This is a genomic window from Maribacter algarum (ex Zhang et al. 2020) (genome assembly GCF_005885635.1).
Lineage (GTDB): Bacteria > Bacteroidota > Bacteroidia > Flavobacteriales > Flavobacteriaceae > Maribacter_C > Maribacter_C algarum.
Genome location: NZ_VATY01000001.1, coordinates 1,271,883 through 1,294,181, shown reverse-complemented (window position 1 = coordinate 1,294,181; position 22,299 = coordinate 1,271,883). Strand labels below are relative to the sequence as shown.

At 38.0% G+C, this 22,299-nt stretch carries 18 protein-coding genes; 11 read left to right on the top strand and 7 right to left on the bottom strand.

Features of this window, described 5'->3' with window-relative positions; genetic code table 11:
* The first annotated feature begins 37 nt into the window (after positions 1-37).
* On the top strand, positions 38-1,141 hold the full coding sequence (dprA, locus tag FEE95_RS05550; RefSeq protein WP_138657567.1) for a DNA-processing protein DprA: 1,104 nt from the start codon (positions 38-40) through the stop codon (positions 1,139-1,141).
* A gap of 70 nt (positions 1,142-1,211) precedes the next feature.
* Here dprA and FEE95_RS05545 read toward each other — a convergent pair whose 3' ends face one another.
* Complete coding sequence (locus FEE95_RS05545) at positions 1,212-3,698, bottom strand: hypothetical protein (RefSeq protein ID WP_138656828.1); 2,487 nt, start codon at positions 3,696-3,698, stop codon at positions 1,212-1,214.
* A 473-nt stretch (positions 3,699-4,171) separates the two neighbouring features.
* Here FEE95_RS05545 and FEE95_RS05540 point away from each other — a divergent pair, with 473 nt between their 5' ends.
* Positions 4,172-4,930, top strand: coding sequence for an FKBP-type peptidyl-prolyl cis-trans isomerase (locus FEE95_RS05540; RefSeq protein WP_138656827.1), 759 nt, complete (start codon positions 4,172-4,174; stop codon positions 4,928-4,930).
* 7 nt (positions 4,931-4,937) lie between these two features.
* On the opposite strand, the gene FEE95_RS05535 is transcribed toward FEE95_RS05540, so the two are convergent.
* Positions 4,938-8,657: a carboxypeptidase-like regulatory domain-containing protein gene (locus FEE95_RS05535; RefSeq protein ID WP_138656826.1), complete on the bottom strand. Its 3,720-nt coding sequence runs from the start codon at positions 8,655-8,657 to the stop codon at positions 4,938-4,940.
* Positions 8,658-8,726: 69 nt separating this feature from the next.
* Positions 8,727-9,695, bottom strand: coding sequence for a tryptophan--tRNA ligase (gene trpS / locus FEE95_RS05530; protein ID WP_138656825.1), 969 nt, complete (start codon positions 9,693-9,695; stop codon positions 8,727-8,729).
* 65 nt (positions 9,696-9,760) lie between these two features.
* Between trpS and FEE95_RS05525 the strand changes: the two genes are divergently transcribed.
* Complete coding sequence (locus tag FEE95_RS05525; protein WP_138656824.1) at positions 9,761-10,498, top strand: lysophospholipid acyltransferase family protein; 738 nt, start codon at positions 9,761-9,763, stop codon at positions 10,496-10,498.
* A gap of 124 nt (positions 10,499-10,622) precedes the next feature.
* Here the strand turns inward: FEE95_RS05525 and FEE95_RS05520 are convergent, their stop codons facing one another.
* The 4 genes from FEE95_RS05520 to recA form a co-directional block, all read right to left on the bottom strand.
* On the bottom strand, positions 10,623-12,176 hold the full coding sequence (locus tag FEE95_RS05520) for a hypothetical protein (protein ID WP_138656823.1): 1,554 nt from the start codon (positions 12,174-12,176) through the stop codon (positions 10,623-10,625).
* Between the two features lie 36 nt (positions 12,177-12,212).
* On the bottom strand, positions 12,213-12,779 hold the full coding sequence (locus tag FEE95_RS05515) for an RNA polymerase sigma factor (protein WP_138656822.1): 567 nt from the start codon (positions 12,777-12,779) through the stop codon (positions 12,213-12,215).
* Between the two features lie 28 nt (positions 12,780-12,807).
* Positions 12,808-13,224, bottom strand: a complete 417-nt coding sequence (locus FEE95_RS05510; protein WP_238474503.1) for a hypothetical protein — start codon at positions 13,222-13,224, stop codon at positions 12,808-12,810.
* Positions 13,225-13,312: 88 nt separating this feature from the next.
* Positions 13,313-14,317 carry a recombinase RecA gene (recA, locus tag FEE95_RS05505; protein WP_138656821.1) on the bottom strand — a complete coding sequence of 335 codons (1,005 nt, stop codon included), beginning with the start codon at positions 14,315-14,317 and terminating at the stop codon, positions 13,313-13,315.
* A gap of 368 nt (positions 14,318-14,685) precedes the next feature.
* Here recA and trhO point away from each other — a divergent pair, with 368 nt between their 5' ends.
* The 8 genes from trhO to FEE95_RS05465 all read left to right on the top strand — a co-directional run bounded on the left by trhO (position 14,686) and on the right by FEE95_RS05465 (position 22,191).
* On the top strand, positions 14,686-15,717 hold the full coding sequence (gene trhO / locus FEE95_RS05500; RefSeq protein ID WP_138656820.1) for an oxygen-dependent tRNA uridine(34) hydroxylase TrhO: 1,032 nt from the start codon (positions 14,686-14,688) through the stop codon (positions 15,715-15,717).
* 17 nt (positions 15,718-15,734) lie between these two features.
* A complete protein-coding gene (locus tag FEE95_RS05495; protein ID WP_138656819.1) occupies positions 15,735-15,983 on the top strand; it encodes a hypothetical protein in 249 nt (82 codons plus the stop codon).
* A gap of 151 nt (positions 15,984-16,134) precedes the next feature.
* A complete protein-coding gene (locus tag FEE95_RS05490) occupies positions 16,135-17,421 on the top strand; it encodes a PSP1 domain-containing protein (RefSeq protein WP_138656818.1) in 1,287 nt (428 codons plus the stop codon).
* Positions 17,414-17,896: a gliding motility lipoprotein GldH gene (locus FEE95_RS05485; RefSeq protein ID WP_138656817.1), complete on the top strand. Its 483-nt coding sequence runs from the start codon at positions 17,414-17,416 to the stop codon at positions 17,894-17,896. Before FEE95_RS05490 ends, FEE95_RS05485 begins: the two co-directional genes overlap by 8 nt.
* A 7-nt stretch (positions 17,897-17,903) precedes the next feature.
* Positions 17,904-20,267, top strand: a complete 2,364-nt coding sequence (locus FEE95_RS05480; protein WP_138656816.1) for a penicillin-binding protein 1A — start codon at positions 17,904-17,906, stop codon at positions 20,265-20,267.
* Between the two features lie 145 nt (positions 20,268-20,412).
* Positions 20,413-21,114, top strand: a complete 702-nt coding sequence (locus FEE95_RS05475; RefSeq protein WP_138656815.1) for a CoA transferase subunit A — start codon at positions 20,413-20,415, stop codon at positions 21,112-21,114.
* Positions 21,115-21,194: 80 nt separating this feature from the next.
* Entirely contained in the window at positions 21,195-21,491 is a 297-nt protein-coding gene (locus tag FEE95_RS05470; RefSeq protein ID WP_138656814.1) for a hypothetical protein, read from the top strand.
* 46 nt (positions 21,492-21,537) lie between these two features.
* Complete coding sequence (locus tag FEE95_RS05465; RefSeq protein ID WP_138656813.1) at positions 21,538-22,191, top strand: 3-oxoacid CoA-transferase subunit B; 654 nt, start codon at positions 21,538-21,540, stop codon at positions 22,189-22,191.
* Positions 22,192-22,299: the final 108 nt, after the last annotated feature.

Here is a 22,299-nt window from a genome sequence, read left to right as displayed (position 1 = left end):
TTTACGTATTTTGTGAATAACTATGGGCGATTCACAAATAGCTAAAGATGAATTAATTGCACTACTTCGGCTTCAAAATATTCCGAATATTGGTGATGTGATTGCCAAAAAATTAATTGGTTGCTGTGGAGGTCCAGCCGCGATATTTGACGATAAATTAAAAAGCCTTTTAAAAATCGACGGTATTGGCACGCATACTTTGCAGGGTATTCATGACAAAGAACACATTGAAGCTGCGGAATCTGAATACAACTCCATTAAGAGTAAGAATATTGGGTATTCGTATTTTATGGATGAGGATTATCCTTCCTATTTAAAGCATTGCATCGATGGCCCTATTCTTCTATTCAAAAAAGGAAATATTGATTTAGCAGGAAGAAAAATCATTAGTGTAGTCGGAACAAGAAAGATTACGAGCTACGGGAATGCTTTCTGTGAAAAATTTATAGCAGATATCGCTCCGTTAAATCCTATCATTGTTAGTGGTTTTGCTTATGGAGTTGATATTTGTATTCAAAAAGCCGCTGTGAAACATGGCCTTCAAACCATAGGATGTTTGGCACATGGCTTGAATCAAATCTACCCCAGGGTTCATGCGAAGTATACTACCGATATTGAGAAAAACGGAGGGTTTTTAACTGATTTTTGGAGTAACAGCACTCCTGAACGCGAAAATTTCCTTAAAAGAAACCGAATTGTAGCGGGAATATCTGAGGCTACTATTGTGGTAGAATCTGCGGAAAAAGGAGGTAGTTTAGTTACAGCTGATATTGCGCATAGCTATAGTCGTGATGTTTTTGCCGTTCCGGGAAGAGCTGGTGATAAGTACAGTTTGGGTTGCAACAACTTAATAAAACAACAAAAAGCACATATGCTTACTTCAGCAGCTGATTTGGTATATCTTTTAGGATGGGATGTTCCCGACAAGGAACCTAAAACGGTTCAAAAACAACTTTTTGTGGAATTGGATACCGTTGAAAAGTCCATTTATTCTTACCTACAGAAAGACGGGAAGCAATTATTAGATAGTATCGCTCTCCAATGTCAATTGCCTATCTTTAAAACATCTTCCACACTTTTAAATATGGAAATGAAGGGTGTAGTTCGACCACTTCCTGGGAAGTTATTTGAAGCTATTTAACGCGTAAGTTTAGCTGTTCTCTCCTCTTGATGACGTTATTCCTCTTTTACCTCAAATACTTGCATAGCACTTAGTGGCCTGCCATCTGAGGTGATACCCTGTATTTTACCATATATTTTCCGGGAACGTCATTTGTATAGAAAGAGACTTCTGAATTGTTTTGTTGCTCTGAGTTCTCAATTTTAATATTTGGCTGCCAATGTAGTGTGCTTCGATAGTCATTTTTGCCATGTTCAGTTTTTGATGCTGAATAGTCGGTATTTTGAAAAGTTCTAACGGAAGAAAAACCAGTTACTTCAAAACCTTTGATGTTGGGTACAGCAATCGGCTTTCTTTTCTGAAAAAGGCTTAAACTCCCTTTGCTATATATTACAACCACGCCATTTGCCGCTCTGTTAATATAGGCCCCGGCTTCTGCAGGGTGTAAAACATCGATAAATTCTATACTATCCGTGTTCATGGCATCTACAAATTCTGCGTCGACCTCAACACCATCGACAACGAATAACGGGCTATCCCCGAAACGATAGCCTAACAAAATTTTCTCATTTGGAAAAGCACCTATTAATCTTCCTCCTGTCCTAATTAAAAGATCGACGACCCTCAGACTTGATGATCCGGGAATGGAGTCAAGAAATATCCGCCGAGATGGACGGCCATAAAGCGGAGATAGCTTCTTGAATGCTAAATTTATACTGTCCTGACGTGTTTTTTTCTTTTCGGAAACAATTGCCTCATCCAGTTTAATAACCTTTGGATCCATTTGAAAATCAATACTATTGGGGGATGGAAAAACAGATTTTGGACTTGCTACTTTATAATTTTGCAATATGTAACCGTTTTTAGGCCTATTATTCGATATCCTTTTCTGGAAAGGTGCTTGCTTATCAATTAGAATAGCTAGGTTTTTGGACTTTCCATTTTTTCTTTTTTCAAAACTCTCCGCATTGACAATGGCTTTAACAGTATCCAAAAAAACATAAGGACCAAAACTAAACTCCCCATTAACATCTGTAACTTTTTCTGTTTCATGAACACCATTTATTAAACCCAGTATGCTCAGTTTTACAGATGCCTGTTTTGGTTCTAGTTTATTGTTGAAATCTACAATTCTTCCGGTAATTGTTATGCCCTTTTCAGGATCAATAGTCATTTCCTGAGTGCTTTTTTGGCCTTGTATTTTTTTCCATTTAGATAAGCTTCGATTTTGAGACATCATTAGGGCATCAAGTAGGTTTCTTTTGCTTTCTAAATTATCCTCAAAAAAGTATTCAGGATTTGCTAAACCCGCCTCTATATCAGAATTTAACAGTAACCAATTTTCTATGGTGTGATTTCTATCACTTAAATCGAGACGGTCGACTGACGTAACCGCCAATGAAACATTGGACGAAACGGGCTTACCATCCGTATCGACAACATTTAAATTTGCCGAAACTTCTTGTCTTGGCGTGTATGACTCGCTCATATTATCAATAGACAGCATAAGTCCGTTATCCTTTTGATGGATGAATAGTGAGCGCTCACATAAAAGGGCACCATTTGCTGTGAATAGGGAGAATTGCGCTACTCCCGATGGAATTTCAGTATTCAGAAATCGAATTCTATATGAATTTTTATCATATGCACTTGGAATCCTTTGTTTATGTATGGTCTGCCCTCTAAGATGACCCAAAAGATACAAGCCATTAAGACCCTTTGGAATATTTGTAGTAATGTCTATCAAAATTACATTACCCTTATTCTTAGTATTAAGTATATAACCCTCTGATAAGGGACTTGGAAGGTCATATTTTAAACTGTCACCTAATACTGCAAAGTACTTTTTGTTTGCCCGTGGCAAGATTTTAAAAACGCCTAGGCCAAACTCTTGGCTTTTAAAAAAGGATACTATTTGGTTTTTCTCATCAATAATTTTTCCTTGCGTGGCGATACCTTTTCCGCTTTCATCAGTAAGTTTAATAGCCACAAAAGTTTCGATTCCCTTAACCATAGGCCCTCCCTCTGGGAAAAAACTAATCCGTAGTTCTGATTTAGGAGACACTGATTTTTTAAACTTTATCCGTTTTTTAGGCGGTATCTTATGGTTTTTAGTAACCTGGGGCATAAATTCTTGTCCCAAAATGGCAATCTGTTTTTCAAAAGGAACTGGATTCCAGTCATTTTGCATATAAAGTGTATAAACTCTTAGCGTATATAATCCTGGACTGAAAGAACTATTTAAATCAATATGACCACTAGCGCATAGGTTTTCAACATGTAGTTTCTTTTGGGTGAGCAAACTATCATTTTCATTCAATAAGTCGATGTAAACAAGTTGACTTTTTTCAGAGTTAAGGTGAGAACTCCCGTCTAGTAAATACAAGTTTAGCCATATGGTCTCGTTGGTATAGTAAAAATCTTTGTCGGTGTGTACAAAAGTTTTTTCAGAAGGTTGTACGGAAATGAAGTTGTTTAAAGCTAACGCTGTATCGGTTAAGGAGTTATTTTCTTGCCCCAGAGAAACTTGTAGCCAAAAGAGCAACAATAAAACTGATACAGATTGGCTTTTTTTCATGATATCAACAGATGTAAAATATTACGGCTTTTCTGTCCCTCCTTGAATACACTTAAATTTACTAAAAAAAGCTATGCAGTATAAGATAGGTACTTTCAGCTCTATTGATATACTCTTAAAAAGTTAGCCTTGTAAAAACCATTTATACTTTCATCTTTTTCAGACGAGCTTAGTCGTGAACTTTGACTAATATGCGGGGAAATCTGTTCGAATATCTTGTAAGCTCAAAGTTCCCAAATCCTTAAGGAAAAGACCAAGGAGTTTGTTTCAAATCATTTTGTCGATTCTATATAGCATTTATAGTATTTCATCGATGAAAAACCATTCAAAATCGATTGACTCTTCTTCTCTGAGTCTATTTCTTGTACCAAAACAGACCATGTAGTCTTTTGGCGATTCTTGGGTCAAATCCTTTCTGGGTGATCTTAATATTAAGATTTTAGTTATTTTCGCAGCAAATAATAAACCTAGAAATGAAGAAATCCATTATAGTTGTAGCGGCATTACTTGTTGGTTTTGCAAGCTTTGGTCAGAAAAAGAAGGACTTGATTAATGAAGTAGCTAAGCTAAAAGCAGAAGCTGCCGAAATGCGAGCTAAATTGAGTAAAATTCAAAAAGCTAATGAATTAAATTTACAAGATAGCCTGCAAAGTTTCAGTTATGCTTTCGGAGTTAGTATCGGCAACAATCTAAAGACGGTAGGCTTTGATTCATTATCATACAACGCTTTTGCAATCGCATTGGAAGATGTTATGAATGGACGAGAACAAATGGGACTTGAAGATTGTCAGACGGAAGTTCAGAAAACAATACAGCTGATTCAAGACAAAGAAGCAAAGAAGCAAAGCGCAGAAGGAGAACTTTTTCTAGAAGAAAATGGAAAAAGGGCTGAAGTGGTTACGACCGATAGTGGTTTACAGTATGAGGTTTTAACCAAAGGCGATGGCGCCATACCAACCGATCAAGATAAGGTGAAAGTACATTATACAGGAATGCTTATTAATGGTAAGGTCTTTGACAGTTCAGTTGAAAGGGGAGAACCCAGTGTATTTGGAGTTACGCAGGTGATTAAAGGTTGGCAAGAAGCCTTGCAAATTATGCCAGTTGGTTCTAAATGGAAGGTATTCATTCCTCAAGATATAGCATATGGGCAAAGAGGTGCCGGAGGCGGTATGATACCTGCCTATGCCGCTTTAATTTTTGAAATGGAATTATTGGCTATTGAGAAATAAAAACAACTTATTCATCATCGCCAGAAGCTTGTAAATAAGTTCCTGGAATTCCTAAAGGAGACAAGACTTCAATTGACACCTGTATTCCTTTAGCCACATCTGAATTAAAAAACTCAATGGTTGCATTTCCCTCCTTATCGGTGCTTAAGGAAGGATTCCAATAAAGCGTGGCGCGATAGTCTGATGTACTGTGTTTATTTAGCTTTACATCGTATTTAGGAGAATAGAATTCACGTTCTGCTGCATGTCCCATAATCGTAAAATCAGGAGATAACACAGGTTCTTTTGTTTGACCCACTCCTCTTTTTGTATATACAAGAATAACCCCGTTACCTCCTCTGGAGCCATAAATAGCTGCTTTTGGTCCTTTGAGTATTTCTACCCTTTCTACAGTAAATGTATCCATAGTTCTAATGAAATTAGGTACTGGACCTGCTGTTGTAGCCTGCTCAAGGGAAGGATTGACCGGGCTTGCATCACCAGGTGTTGATGCTTGTTCCGTTATTCTTGAAGACTCGGGGTTGTCATTATAGACAGGAACTCCATCTAAAATCCACAATGGTGTACCACCGTTTCGAATACTCACGCTATTATTATTGACTATAACCCCTGAAAACCTTCTAACCAAGTCAAGTACAGTATATGCTGATACGTTGTCTGCGGCATATAACGTTGCATCTGGAGTTTGACCATAAACGGACGGTGAGCCGCCTTGCTCGATTTTTTTCTCGCTAACCACTACCTCATCAAGTTCAGTAATATCGTCAAGGTCATAATAAGCGTCCATTTGCGCACGAGTGGAGGAATAAGCGAGGTAACCTTCGGTATTCTTGGTAATATTACCCTGGTGGCCTTTGAACGTGGATTGAGGTACTGGCTTCTTCTTTTTGTCAAGGGTTACTTTAAGGCTTAGGGGCCTGTCATTAGAGTTAAAGGCATTGAAAACAATTTCGGTGTTGTCTTTAAAATTAAAATCTGGAATTACAAACTTGCCATCTAAACCAGTTTTGGTTGATATCATACCTAAAAGATCTCCTGATTTCGCAATAACATTTAGAGAAGCTTCTGACATAGGTTTATCATTCAATCTGCGAGCTTTACCTGATATAACAAGTCCCTTGGCAAATTCAAATTCCTTTTTTTGATTTTGCGGCTGCCAAAGTTCTGTCCAATTAAATTTTCGCCAACCATGAGTAAGCATTACCAAATCCAAAGAATGTAGCGTAGCCCTTTTTTGGTCTTTGAATAAAAGTCCAGGATCACTAATATGACCTTTGATGTCCGACTGTAACAAAAGCTGTGTCAAGATATTATCCGAGTCCGATCCTTTTAGCACTTGACCGGTATCTGTAACGGCTATTGAAAATTCCGTTGAAACCGGTCTGCCGTCCGTATCTGTAATATTTATTTGAAGCCCTATTTTATTTCTTTTCGCAAATTTTTGCTGATTGATATTTGTTGTGATGACCAATTCTTCCTGATTATTTACAAATACAGGTCGCTCGCACCAAGGTTTTTTATTTTCATCGAAAAGGGTAATAGTAAGCACACCACTAGGCATCTGCGTTTTGGGAATTTCAATTCGCATCGATGGTTTATCACCAAATTCGAATTTCCCTTGGTAAAATCTTCTTTGACGCATTTGGGCTATTATGTAAAAGGCTTGGTTCTGTAAGGCTACAGTAGCCTGAATATTTAGGCGAATACTTTTTTCATTCAAATTATCTGCCATAAGTGTATAGCCGTTATCCAAAATTTTTGGCAGCTCAAATTGAGTGCCGTCATCCAATACCGCGGTATACTTTTCACCTGTGATTGGGAGCAATTGAAAAAAACCTGCTCCTCTTCCAAACGTGTTTAATAAGGCAACTGATTTGCCTCCTGAATCTAAAACCTGTCCTTTTACCTTTTTTGCAAGGCCATCACTTCCAATGGCTTTGAAAGCAACTTTCCCAGCTATACCGGCAACCAACTCACCTCCCTCAGGGAAAAATTGCAAATCTATCTGTTCTTCTGTCTTTTCCGAAACGGAAGTGTGTTTGGTATCATTAAGGATGGAGAGTCTTTTAGTGAAAAAGAAATCCGAATTGAAATTTTTCATCCATTGGGTATATGCCCTTAATTGATATGTTCCTGCAGTAATATTTGAAGGAAGCTTTATATGACCAGAGCCTCTTCCACTAATTAATTCATGTGTTTGAGACTTCAAAATTTTGTTGTCAGGTCCAATCATATCTACATGTAGTACCCTACTTGCTGTGGTGTATTGATGATTTGGTCCTATAGCTACATAGGCACTATACCAAAGGTATTCCCCCGCAGAAAATAGATTTTTATCAGTATGTAAGAAAACTTTTTCGGTCGGGTTGTAGTTGTTGTAAAGGTTCATTTGTGTGCCTAAAACCTTAATGAAAGGATCTTCGGCAATGTTTGAGGTCATCAATGCGATGTTTTCTGCGCTATTGAGAAATATTGAGCTAAACGCATCTTCTTTTTCAAAAGAACTGATGACTTCTTCCTCTACCGGAGTTCGTTTTACGATGGAATTATTGGACCAAAACTGCTCGTTATACCCTATTTCATCTAATTTTTTCCAATCACTCCGATTGGAATTAAGTCGCCTTCCCAGTCTTTTTTTGGATGTTGGCGAATAGTGTTCATAAAATGTAAGAATAGAGCTAGTGTTTGAACGAGACTGTAAGCTATCGTCTTTATAGTAGTCAAAAGATTGGTCCACCTTTATATAATCAAGCAACTGAACAGCTAAACTATCTTTCTTAAAGGCGATTTCATAGGAGATGCTATAATCTTTCCAAGAACTGTTTTTACTGGTTAACGTTACAAAGTCCAAATCATCTCTTGCAATCGACCAGTTGATTTTCAGGATATCGAAAGTATTCATGTCAATATAAACGTCCCCTTCGAAAGCTGGGGTTTTGACCGTTTTCAACGGTTTGAAATGTACTGTAGCAATTTTAGAATCAACTGATTTTACGATATCGGTGACGCTGAGGCGATAAAACCTTTCAAAACTTGGGTGAGAGGGTAATACCAAGTCATCGGTATTCGGTTGCGAGGGTTTTAGAATTCTTGAAAAAAGGGTATAGTTTCTATTGTAAACAGCATTATCAGTAAGAGCATATCTGCCTTCGGCAATATTCCAATCTTCTATTCCATTGGTGCTATAGCGAATGTCATAGAAGATCTCTGAAAATTCGGAATAGTTCTCTCCATTTTTAGATTTTTGGCGGTAAAAGGCACGGCTGTAGTGACTGATGTTCGCTTCCTTTTCAGCTTTTTTAAAAGCCTTTTTTGCCAACTGTATAGCAAAGTCATCTTTTTTAGAAGCCTTTACTACAACTTCTTCCAGCACAGTTGTTAAAGGTTCAAGAGCTATAATTATATCAGAAACCTCGGAGATTTCTACGCTAGACGGATTATAGTTTAAATGTGAGAAGGCTAATTTAGCTGGTAAACTGTCAAGGTTCAGAATAAATTCCCCTAATTCATTTGTGGCCGTTCCTATTGAAGAAGATACCAATGCGATGCTACAATATGGAATTGCCTCGCCAGTACTTTTATCTATAACTTTCCCACTTATTTGATGTTGTTGAGTCTGTAAGTTGATGAGGGTTCTGTTCTCTTTTATGGTATTATGAGCATTAGTGAAAAAAGGGAGGTAAACCAGGCAAACAATGATAAGAACAATAGAATGAAATCGATTCATAACACAATTGGTTAATGAATCAAGGTACGAAGTGAAAATTAGACTGGAAAGAAAATACTAGCGTAAAAATCAGTAACCGACCTTAGCTCTGACCCTATCTAGCACTTCATCAGCCACTTTTTTGGCCTTTTCCGCGCCAAGTGCAAGTGCGTCATCAATTTCACTACGGTTATTCATGAAGTAATCGAACTTTTCGCGGGCTTCGCCAAATCGATTAATGATTACCTCATATAAGGCTTGCTTTGCATGTCCGTAGCCATAGTTTCCGCCTTTATAGTTAGCTCTCATTTCAGCAATTTGAGCTTCTGAGGCCAATATTTTGTATAGGGCAAAAGTATTATCTGTTTCGGGGTCTTTCGGATCTTCCATTGGGGTGCTATCGGAAACAATACCCATTAATTGTTTGCGCAGTTTCTTATCAGTTTGAAAGAGGTTGATTAAATTCCCTTTGCTCTTACTCATTTTTGCGCCATCGGTTCCAGGAATGTACATGGTTTCTTCTTGTACTTTAGCTTCCGGCAGCACAAATGTTTCACCCAATTGTGCATGAAAACGAGAGGCTACATCACGAGTCATCTCTAAATGCTGTAATTGATCTTTCCCAACAGGAACGATATTGGCGTCATATAATAGAATATCCGCAGCCATTAGCATTGGGTAGCTAAAAAGACCTGCATTCACATCTTCCAAGCGGTCCGCTTTATCCTTAAAGGAATGTGCAAGGGTTAAACGTTGGTATGGGAAAAAGCAACTCAAATACCAAGCTAGTTCAGTCACTTGGGGGACGTCACTTTGCCTGTAAAAAACAGTTTTATTGATATCTAGACCGAAAGCCAACCAGGTAGCAGCTGTAGCATAGGTATTGTTGCGAAGCTCTTCACCATTTTTGATTTGCGTAAGCGAGTGCATATCAGCAATAAATAGAAAAGATTCATTTTTCGGGTTCTGAGCCATTTGAATAGCAGGCATGATAGCCCCGAGAATATTTCCCAAGTGTGGTACACCTGTACTTTGAATGCCTGTTAAGATTCTTGCCATTAGTTTTATTGTCAAAGAGGACAAAGGTAAAACAAATACCAAAAAATGGCGTTACTTTTGAAATCATGATTACTTTCTTTAAAAACATTGGCCACGTTATCTACCGCATTTGGTTTTATGTTTTGGTAGCCTTACCCATCTTTCTGTTCTTTCCTTTCTTACTTGTCAGTACGTTTTCGGAGAAATGGTATCCTCAATTTTTTTGGTTGGCACGAAACCTATGGGCGACACCTATTCTGTATGGTATGGGTTGTCCTCCAAAAATAGTTCGTGAGCAAAAATTGGAACGAGGAAAAAGCTATATGTTGGTAGCCAATCATACGAGTATGCTTGATATTATGTTGATGTTGCGAGTTAGTAAAAATCCCTTTGTATTTGTCGGGAAGAAGGAATTATCAAAAATTCCCGTTTTCGGATTTTTCTTTAAAAGGGTGTGTATTATGGTAGACAGAGAAGATACAAGAAGCCGAACAGGGGTGTACAGAAGAGCACAGCGAAGGTTAAACCAAGGCTTAAGTATTTGTATTTTTCCTGAAGGAGGTGTGCCTGAAGAACATGTTCTGCTTGACTCATTTAAGGATGGCGCTTTCAAAATGGCCATTGCACATGATATTCCGGTTGTTCCCATGACATTTTACGATAGCAAGGAACGTTTTTCTTTTACCTTTTTGAGTGGCGGACCAGGTAAGTTGAGAGCAAAAGTTCATACCTTTTTCGAAACAGGAATTTTGGCAGAAGACGATAAATCAACGCTTCGAGAGGAAGTAAGAGAAGTTATTTTAAACGAATTGAAACAAAAATAAACGCCCTGCAAATTTTTTGCAGGGCGCTCAACACCATTGTTTAAACAATGGATAACCAACCAACTTCTTGCCCTGAACCTGCCTGCCGGCAGACAGGTTCAGGGCCTGTTCTTTTTAGTAAACTTCAAAACTTAAAGCTCAACCCACTGTACACACCAACGGAAAATGGATTAAATGTTCCATCCGTTTCCGAAAAGGTATTGAGTTGATATTTAAAAACCGGTTCTATATTTAACTGTACTTTCGGAGTGACCTTATAGTTCATTCCAAAACCTACATTCGTACTGAAATTAACACTGTTCACATTATTGGCTTCACCAACTTCGGTGGTTAATTCACCAGAACTAAGTGAAATAGAGTTGTCAACCAAGAACAATGAACTTACACCTCCGATAAGATTGATTCCAAACCTATTGTCCAATACGACATAGTTTAGTTCAACGGGCACTTCTAAATAGCCGAATTGCTGTTCCATAACTCCATCACGGGCTGCACTTACTGCAGAAACATCTGAGGAGGTATCGAGAAACGGGTTTTGATTCAATGATTCAATTCTGGTGTTTACCTTACTACTGACAACTAAATTCCTTGAAGTTAGCGAGTAATCAATATTATCAATTTGGCTATTGGTAGCACTTTCCAAGGAGGAAGAAAATTCCACATCGTTTGTTCGATAACCATAGTCAACTTTGTGAACACCTGATCTTATACTAAGTTTTTTACTAACCTCATAAGCCACCGAAAGACCATAGCTAAGGTTGACATCGCCTGACTTGCTGTTTGGAACAAAAATTGAATGTACCGGAGAGCCTTCACCCATTGCACTAAAATAAACAGGTGCTATACTTGGTCCGGCGGACCATTTACTTCCCGAATTTTCAGCTATAACTTCTTCCTGCTCTTGTTCGGCTATTTCATCAAAAATGGACTTCTTTTTTGACTCTTCATCAATAGCTTCGGAGACCTCTTCTTTGTCATTTTGAGTAATACCTTCATCAGAAGATTTAACGATTTCATTAACAAGCTTATTCATTTTTGCATCGCTATCTTGCCTAGACAGATTTTCTTCAAGTTTATTTTTAGGAGCATCCGAATCGGCAACCTCTGCTTTCTCGCTAATTTGGTCAAAGTTGTATTCAGCAGCCTTGGTTTGATTTTGCTCAATGGCTTTACGAACCTCTACCTTATCTGAATTGGCAACTTGAACCCCTAAAGCATTTTGATTTTTAATCACCTCTTTTTTAGATGATTCTTGAACCATTTTGGATTCCGAATTTTCTTTTGAAATAGTTTCTGTATTAGCTACTTGATTCGTTGATGAGTTCTGTTCATCAGGTATAGTTTCCTGCTGCGCATCAACGATTTGCTCATCATTCGAAGTTTGATTTTCAAATGTAGACTCCGTTTTGTTTTCTTCGGATGATTTTTCAGTATCCACTTTCACATCAGTGACTACTGGCTTAACAGAAGAATTATCCTCAAAAGGATTGATCAGTGTTATAGCTAAAAGCAGGACAGCTGCAACTCCCCCTAATTTCCACCAGATAGGGATTACTTTACGAGACTTTTTCTTTTTGTCTAATGATGCTTCAATCGACTGCCAGACTTTATCATCGGGAACTTCCGAAAAGTCTTTTAGTTTCTCATGAAACAGTTTGTCTAAATTCTTTTTACCCATTACGTGAGGTCTTTATTTTGATGTTTTTTTCACTGGTCATACCAAGTCTTTCATTACAAATATGATTAGACCAATGATGGCTTTTGTTTGTTCGTTTTCGATTTTTTCCTTTAAAATCATTCGTGCCCTAGCAAGGTTTGATTTTGATGTTCCTGCGGAGGTCCCTAGTTTTTCACTGATTTCTCTATGAGAATAACCATCCAGCACATACATATTAAAGGTTAATCGATATTTATTGGGTAATTCTTGAATGTACTGAAGAAGGGTTTGGAGATTAATATCTGCATATCCAGAATCTACTTCAACTTCTTCTTCCGTATTTTCAGAAACTACATTTAAATGTTCTTCTTTTCTATATTTCTGTAGTACAGTATTCACTGTAATACGTTTAATCCATCCTTCAAAAGAACCTTTGCCGCTATACTGACCTATTTTGTCAAAAATGGTCATAAAACTATCGTGCAAGTTGTCTTCTGCCTCGGTTTTATTGCGAGAGTATTTGAGGCTTATACCAAACAATATAGGTGCGTACTTTCTATAGAGTTGCGCTTGAGCCTTACGATCTCCTCGTTTACAATGGTCTATGAGCTCTTCTAGACTCAAAATTGTTGGTTAGGTTACAATGAAAGTCTTAAATGACAGGAACTTCCACTTCAAAATACTTTTGTTCGCCGTTTGCGTCTTCGCCCTGCCAAAAGCGAAAAATATAAGTTTGGAAATGCTGAACCTCAAAACCAAAAGTGGCCACCTCTTCAGATGAAGTTTCATCACAATTTTCTTGATCCGTGCGTTTGGTTCCAATGAGCACAACATTTCGCACGGTAACATCCTTAGGTGTAACGTCGAAACCACTAAAACTGGTACAAGAATCAGGCTTGTTATAGGTCACCCGAATTTGATAGGTCTGATTCAAACTGAAAAACTCTGGAAGTTCAGCGCTCACTATTTGCAAAGGCACAAAATGAAAATTTGGTGCATCATCGTTGGTACACGAATTAACCAACAACAAAGTCATTACAAATAAGATTCTGAAAAAGGTTTTCTTCATCAGCAAACATTTTTGCTTTAAAGATGCATGTATCACCTAAAGGTTGCGTTCTAACAAAGAAAATGGATAAGGCGTAAACTTTTAAAATTTACTTTACTGCATTAATGGCTTCACGAATTTTCGCGTCTAATTCCTCAAACAATTCAGGATTGTCAAGCAATAGAGCTTTTACCGCATCACGGCCTTGCCCTAATTTTGTATCTCCGTAGCTAAACCAAGACCCACTTTTCTTTACGATTTCGTATTCTACACCCAAGTCGATAATTTCACCAACTTTAGAAATACCTTCTCCGTACATAATATCGAACTCGGTAGTTCTAAAAGGAGGTGCGACCTTATTTTTCACGACTTTAACACGGGTTTTGTTACCCTGTACACCTCCGTCAGTATCTTTTATCTGAGTAGACCGTCTAATATCCAAACGAACCGATGCATAAAATTTGAGTGCATTACCACCTGTTGTTGTTTCAGGGTTTCCGAACATCACACCTATCTTTTCTCTCAATTGGTTGATGAATATTACGGTACAATGTGTTTTGCTTATTGAACCGGTCAATTTTCGCAAAGCTTGAGACATTAGTCTTGCGTGAAGCCCCATTTTTGAGTCTCCCATTTCTCCTTCAATCTCGCTTTTCGGAGTTAAGGCGGCAACAGAGTCTATAACAACAATATCGATAGCACCCGAGCGAATTAAGTTATCTGCAATCTCTAAGCCCTGTTCTCCATTATCAGGTTGAGAAATAATAAGGTTGTCAATATCAACACCCAATTTTTCGGCATAAAAACGATCAAAGGCATGTTCTGCATCAATAAAAGCTGCAATACCACCTTGCTTTTGAGCTTCAGCAATGGCATGGAGTGTTAATGTGGTTTTACCTGAAGATTCAGGACCGTAAATTTCAATAACCCTACCGCGAGGATATCCTCCAACGCCCAATGCAATATCCAAACCTAGTGAACCTGATGGTATAACATCAACATCTTCAATCACACTATCACCCATTTTCATGACCGCACCTTTTCCGTAGGTTTTGTCTAGTTTGTCAAGGGTTAATTTTAGGGCTTTTAATTTGGCATCTTTCTCAGAACTCATAGTTTTCTCGTTTAGTAAGGAAGGCTAAATTACCAATTCTTTTTGCATATAACAATGAGGGACGCAACCTTTTTATAAAAGCTACATCTAATTAAAAAAGTTGCTATTTCGACTGAAAGAATATCTATTGTTTTGAACGGCAATGGGCAATGGTGGCCTCTTCCTTTTGGTACTTTAAAACTGCTATGAAGAAGAAAAAATGGAACGGCCGTAAAAGAGTCTCGATTTCTCGAGGCTCTTTTTTTGCCATAATCTTCCGATTCCCTCAAATTTCTTTAATTATCCCTATTTTTGCCATTCGGACAACTATTAAATTAAATATTCTTTAACCTTACTGTCGTCAGGCAGACTTAAATTATTGGTATAGCATGCAACTGTACAATACATTAAGTGCAAAGGAAAGAGCGGCTCTTATTGAAGAAGCTGGACAAGAACGTCTTACAATCTCTTTCTATACTTACGCACACATTGGCAATCCGTCGTTATTTAGAAATCACCTTTTTATTCATTGGAACGAACTTGAAGTGCTTGGTCGTATCTATGTCGCGCATGAAGGAATCAACGCCCAATTATCTGTTCCAGCAGAAAACTTTGGAGCGTTTAAGGTTCATCTGGATAGTATTACTTTTCTGGAAAATGTGCGCTTGAATGTTGCCATAGAGCAAGATAATTTATCATTTTTGAAGTTGAAGGTGAAAGTCCGTAAGAAGATAGTGGCAGACGGATTGAACGATGCTACTTTTGACGTAACAAATAAAGGAATTCATGTTGGCGCTGAACAATTCAATGAATTAATCGAAGATCCAGATACAGTTTTGGTGGATATGAGAAATCACTATGAAAGTGAGATAGGACATTTTAAAAATGCGATTACTCCTGATGTGGATACCTTTCGCGATTCCCTAGATATTATTGAAAAAGATTTAGCCGACCATAAAGAGGATAAAAAATTGGTTATGTATTGCACCGGTGGAATTCGATGTGAAAAAGCGAGTGCCTACTATAAACACAAAGGGTTTAAACAGGTGTATCAACTTGAAGGAGGAATTATCGAATACGCTCGACAAGTAGAAAAGAAGAATTTAGAAAATAAATTCAGAGGAAAGAATTTTGTTTTCGATCATAGGCGAGGTGAACGTATTTCAGACGATGTGATTGCCCAGTGCCACCAATGCGGAAAGCCATGCGACACCCACGAGAATTGTGCGAACGAAGCGTGTCATTTGTTATTTATTCAGTGTGAGGAGTGTGCTAAGAAAATGGATAATTGCTGTTCTACGAACTGTCAGGAAGTACATAATCTTCCTTTTGAAGAACAAAAAGCACTCCGGAAGGGCAAAGTCGTAAGCAATAAGATTTTCAAAAAAGGAAGGTCGGAGGTACTGAAGTTTAAGAAGTAAACCAGGAAAAGTAAAAGATGGAAACTCAAAAGAAACTACAATTACAGAAATCAGGAGGCATACTCGCACTTCTTGGATTGGGCTCCATTTTATTATCCTTATTTGATTACTCTTTTATGGTCCTAGCATGGATTGACTTTTTTGGAGATACTGTTGCTTGGATTATCCGAATAGGTTTGATTGCTATTGGGCTTACCTTATATTTTAAATATGATGTTGATGATGCTGACTTATTTTTTGAAGAAGATGAGGATGAGCCTGATTGAATTACAGGTTTCAACAATGTTCTTTTACAAACTGCCGCTCGAAGCAGAATACTTTCTTCCCGTCACAAATTATACTATCTTTACTTTTAAGTTTAGTATGAACCTTTTTTGGTCAATTTCCCCCGAAGAAGACCAAACCAACATATAAAATATGGGTTGTAGCAGTTGTTCGACCGGTAAGGACGGGCAACCACGTGGATGCAAGAATAACGGCACTTGTGGTACCGATGGTTGTAATAAATTAACAGTTTTTGATTGGCTTTCCAATATGTCGCTTCCTAATGGGGAAAAACCATTTGATTGCGTTGAAGTACGTTTCAAAAACAGCAGAAAAGAATTCTTCAGAAATACCGAAAATCTTTCACTATCAATAGGAGATATAGTCGGTACTCAATCAAAATCAGGCCACGACATCGGAATGGTCACTCTAACAGGAGAACTTGTAAAAGTTCAAATGAAACGGAAGAAGGTTGATTTTAATGACGCTGAACTTCCGAAGGTGTATCGAAAAGCTTCGCAAAAAGATATCGATACTTGGCAAAAATGTCGTGATCGTGAAGAGGAAATTAAGAAACGAGCTCGAGAGATTGCCATCATCTTAAAACTCCAGATGAAAATCTCAGATGTAGAGTTTCAAGGAGACGGGTCAAAAGCTACTTTCTATTATACTGCAGAAGAACGGGTAGATTTTCGTCAGTTGATTAAAGACATGGCAAAAGCCTTCGGTATCCGAATTGAAATGCGTCAAATCGGGTATCGTCAAGAGGCGCAACGACTAGGAGGAATTGGTTCGTGCGGAAGAGAACTTTGCTGCTCTACTTGGTTGACAGATTTCAGGTCTGTAAGTACTTCTGCAGCTCGTTATCAGCAATTGTCCTTAAATCCGCAAAAATTGGCGGGCCAATGTGGAAAACTAAAATGTTGCTTGAATTATGAGTTGGATGTATACATTGACGCGTTGAAAGACTTCCCTGCGCAAGACACCAAACTCTTTACCGAAAAGGGATTGGCATTTTGTCAAAAAACGGATATTTTTAAGGAGAAGCTTTGGTTTTCCTATAAAGACGACCCTGCCAATTGGCATGTACTTTCTCCAGAACAAGTAAAGGAGATATTAGAAAAGAACAAGAAAAAAGAAAAGGTTGCCAGTCTTGAAGAATATGCTGTTGAAAATCTCGTTGAAATAGAGGAAAGGGTAGTCTTTGAAAATGTAGTTGGCCAAGATAGTCTGACGCGTTTCGACAAGCCGAAAAGGAGTAAAAATAGCCGAAATAGAAACAGAAATAAAAAACGAAAAGCTAGCGGCGGAGGGAATAACCAAAGACAAGGTCAAAACAAAAACCGCAATCAAGGAAACCAAAAGCCAGGTAATAAAAAGAACCAAGGAAATAAGAATAAGAATGCCAATCGTTCAAAAAGACGTCCTAAAAATGCCTAAGGTTTTCACTGTTTTTTTACTAGTTATTTTTATGGCATCTTGTGCCAAGGGACTCGTAAAATCAGAATTTCGGTCTACAGATAATGCGATGTGGTCCAAAGACGATTTGATTGAGTTTAGCTTCTCAGAAATGGACACCATCCAGGAGCATGATATGTTCATCAACGTCAGAAATGACAATTCCTTTCCGTATAACAACCTTTTCTTAATTGCCAATCTCGAGTTTCCTGATGGAGAAAGTGTTACTGATACCTTAGAATATGAAATGGCAATGCCTGATGGTACCTGGCTGGGCAAAGGCTACGGCAGCATTAAGGAAAATAAATTATGGTATAAAGAAAACATCGTTTTTGCTTCTTCTGGCGTATATACATTACGCATTTCTCACGCGATGCGAAAGAATGGGGATGTGAACGGAGTGATTAATCTAGAGGGAGTTACCGATATAGGTTTTGAAATTGTAAAAAGTAATTAATACGTATATGGCAAAGGCTGTCAAGAAACCTGCTTCGTCTACAGGTAAAAAGGGAAAACCATCTTATTTTAAATTCATTAAGTGGTTCTGGATATTATTTGGCATTGGTGTTTTCTCTGTAGCACTTCTATTTTCATCTGCTTCTTGGGGTTGGTTAGGACCACTGCCAAGCTATGAAGCCCTTGAAAATCCTCAGACAAATTTGGCTTCACAAATTATCTCTTCTGACGATGAGTTATTGGGTAAGTTTTATCTTGACGATAACCGTACCGATGTGCCCTATGACTCTCTTCCTCAAAATCTGGTAGATGCCTTGGTCGCAAGCGAAGATGTTCGTTTTTACAAACATTCAGGTATTGATTGGTTTGGAACTTTAAGAGCACTTTCCTACTTGGGGAGTCGAGGAGGTGGAAGTACAATAACACAACAATTGGCGAGTCAAATATATGTGGGTTCTAAATCAAGAAAACCCATTCAAAGAATATTACAAAAGGCAAAAGAGTATGTAATCTCAGTGCAGTTAGAACGCAGATATACCAAAGAAGAAATTATTAAAATGTATCTCAACATTTATGACTTTGGTAATAATGCAGATGGTATTCGTTCGGCATCGAGAATTTATTTTGGTAAAGAGCCCAAACAATTAAAAATTGAAGAATCAGCTATGCTTGTTGGCATGTTACAGAATTCTTCCCTATTCAACCCTTTACGTCGCCTTGAAAGAACACAAAGGAAAAGAAACCTAGTAATAGGTCAATTAGCGAAATACAACTACATAACGCCAAAAGAAAAAGATTCACTTCAAGCCCTAGAAATTGATTTGAACTACAACCCAGAATCACATCGCGATGGTTTGGCGACTTATTTTAGAATGTATACCCAACGTTTTATGAATGGTTGGATAGCCAAAAACCCAAAACCGGCCTTAGAAGGGGAGCGTGACAAATGGAATTTGTATTTAGACGGACTAAAAATATACACCACAATTGATTCTAGAATGCAGGCAAATGCGGAAGAAGCTGTTGATATGCATATGCGAAAACTGCAGGCAGAGTTCTTTCATCAAAATACGCCTGACCGTAATAAAACAGCACCCTTCCTTGATTTAGAAAAAGGCGATATCAACAAAATAATGGAGCAAGCGGTTAAAACATCTGATCGTTGGCGTCAAATGAAAAAGGAAGGAAAATCGGAAGAGCAAATTCGAAAATCTTTCAAGGTGAAAAGAGAAATGTCTGTTTTTGATTGGACTAGTGAAACCAGAGAAAAAGATACTATCATGACACCAATGGATTCCATTCGGTACTATAAATCCTTCTTAAGAACGGGCATGATGTCTATGGAGCCACAAACAGGTCATGTCAAAGCATGGGTTGGTGGGGTAGATTATAAGCACTTTCAATATGATAATGTTAGGCAAGGTTCACGTCAAGCAGGTTCTACCTTTAAACCTTTTGTTTATGCCGCTGCAATCGATCAGTTGCGTTTATCGCCTTGCGATACCTTGCCAGATATTCTCTATTGCATCGAAGCAGGTAAACATGGAAATATGGAGGCATGGTGCCCTGAGAATTCAAGTGATAAGTTTTCAGGTAAGGCTTATACTTTAAAAAACGGATTAGCAAATTCTAAGAATTCAATAACTGCACAATTGATTGATAGGGTAGGGCCAAAATCAGTAGTTTCAATTGCAAAAAATGCTGGAATAAGCCGTGATATGCTTGAAGTGCCTGCAATAGCTTTAGGAGTTCCTGAGGTTAACGTTTATGAAATGGTTGGCGCTTATGGCATGTTTGCAAATCAAGGTGTTTATGTAAAGCCAGTTATGGTAACTAGAATAGAAGATAAAAACGGTACCGTACTTTATGAATATGTGCCAGAGACGAAAGATGTTTTGAGCAAAGAAGTGTCTTATGCCATGATTGACTTGTTACAAGGAGTTACCAAAGGGGGCTCTGGTACAAGATTAAGAACCGTTGGTGTTAATAAATGGAAACCGGAATATGATGAGATAATAACAGGCTATCCCTATAAATTCACTAATCCTATTGCAGGCAAAACAGGTACAACTCAAAATAATAGTGACGGCTGGTTTATGGGAATGGTTCCTAATTTGGTCACCGGAGTTTGGGTTGGAGGCGACAATCGGTCTATACACTTTAAAACCATTACTTACGGTCAAGGGGCTGCAATGGCCTTACCAATTTGGGGAATTTATATGAAGAAGAATTATGAGAACAAAGATTTAGGAATCTCTGATGGTGATTTTCCAAAACCATCAGGAATGTCTATAAACTTAGATTGTGACAAGATAATTGAAGATGCTAAAAAGAATGCTGATCCCGAAGATGATTTGGATATAAGCTTCTAATAAGACTTTGGTTTCGATTAAAACGAGATACAAACGCCCTGAAAATCCCTAAAATGTTCAGGGCGTTTTCGTTGGAATCAATCGAATTAAAAACTGTAAATTAGTGTTAGAAATTCTTGGGAATTTAGATATAAAATAAGATGCAATGATTCGAAAGAAAGTAGCGACTGTACAAGAGGCTTTGCAGGGAGTTCAGGATGGAATGACCTTTATGTTAGGTGGTTTCGGGCTCTGTGGAATACCGGAAAATGCAATAACCGAGTTGGTTCATATGGAAATTAAAGACATTACTTGTATTTCTAATAATGCAGGTGTCGACGATTTTGGTTTAGGATTGCTACTGCAGAAAAAACAAATAAAAAAAATGATATCATCATATGTTGGAGAGAATGACGAATTCGAACGTCAAATGTTGAGTGGCGAATTGGAAGTTGAACTAACTCCGCAAGGTACTTTAGCAGAAAAGTGTAGAGCAGCTCAGGCAGGCTTTCCAGCAATTTACACACCAGCTGGTTATGGTACTGAGGTAGCGGAAGGAAAAGAAACTCGTGAGTTCAATGGTAAAATGTATGTTTTGGAAATGGCCTATAAAGCCGACTTCTCTTTTGTAAAAGCATGGAAAGGTGATGAGGCAGGGAATCTTATTTTTAAAGGAACGGCGCGTAATTTTAATCCCTGTATGTGTGGTGCTGCAAATATAACTGTAGCTGAGGTTGAGGAACTCGTTCCTGTTGGGGAATTGAATCCAAATGAAATTCATGTGTCTGGTATATTTGTAAAACGTATTTTTCAAGGGAAAAACTATGAGAAACGAATTGAGCAAAAAACAGTTAGAAAAAGAAACTAATGCGATTGGTATATACGTGTTCTAGTTGTAAAAAATCGAATTATTATACCCCTGTGCTTCCTACCCGGGCACATTTACAAATGAAAATAGGCGATGAAGTAAGAGTGAATTGTTCGAATTGTGGTAAGCAAGACAAGAAGCACCTGAATAGAATAAGTGCGACACCAGATAACAGGCTTGTCGTCGGAGGTTTTGTAATTGGAGTACTAATTATTTTATTGGCAGGTAACTATCTTGAAATAATAATGCAAGTAAGTCTGTCATTTTGGAAAATTCTGGGAATAGCGGGTTCGGCAATTGCCGGAATACCGATGTTTTTATGGAATAGAGAAAATAAGGCGGTAAAAAATTTTAATAGGTACGCTTTAAAGAAGTAATTTATTTCAGATGAAAGAATGGACAAATACATTTTTAAATTGAATTATGCTTGATAAAAACGGAATAGCAAAACGAATTGCCAAAGAAGTAAAGGATGGCTACTACGTCAATTTAGGCATTGGTATACCAACGCTAGTTGCCAATTTTGTACGTGATGATATTGAAGTGGAATTCCAGAGTGAAAATGGGGTGCTGGGGATGGGTCCTTTCCCTTTTGAAGGTGATGAAGATGCAGATATTATCAATGCAGGAAAGCAGACGATTACTACGCTTCCAGGGGCTTCCTTCTTCGATTCTGCAACTAGTTTTGGAATGATTCGTGGTCAACACGTTGATCTCACTATTTTAGGAGCTATGGAAGTGTCAGAGAACGGTGATATTGCCAATTGGAAAATCCCTGGTAAAATGGTAAAAGGTATGGGTGGTGCAATGGATCTTGTGGCTTCTGCTGAGAACATTATAGTAGCTATGATGCATACGAATCGTGCAGGAGCTTCTAAGTTGCTGAAGAAATGTTCATTACCGCTAACTGGAGTTGGCTGTGTTAAGAAAATTGTCACGAATCTAGCAGTTTTGGAAATAACACCAGATGGATTTCAATTGCTCGAACGAGCACCAGGAGTAACAATTGACGAAATTCGTATTGCTACTGAAGGAATGCTTTTGGTCGATGGCGATATTCCTGAAATGCAGTTGTAATGTAACTTTTGCATGCATTTAATCGAATAAATCTACACTTCATATTATTCACAACGTTTTAGTGCGCCTTTACAACAATAGTTTCGCCTTGATTACGTTAGATACTAC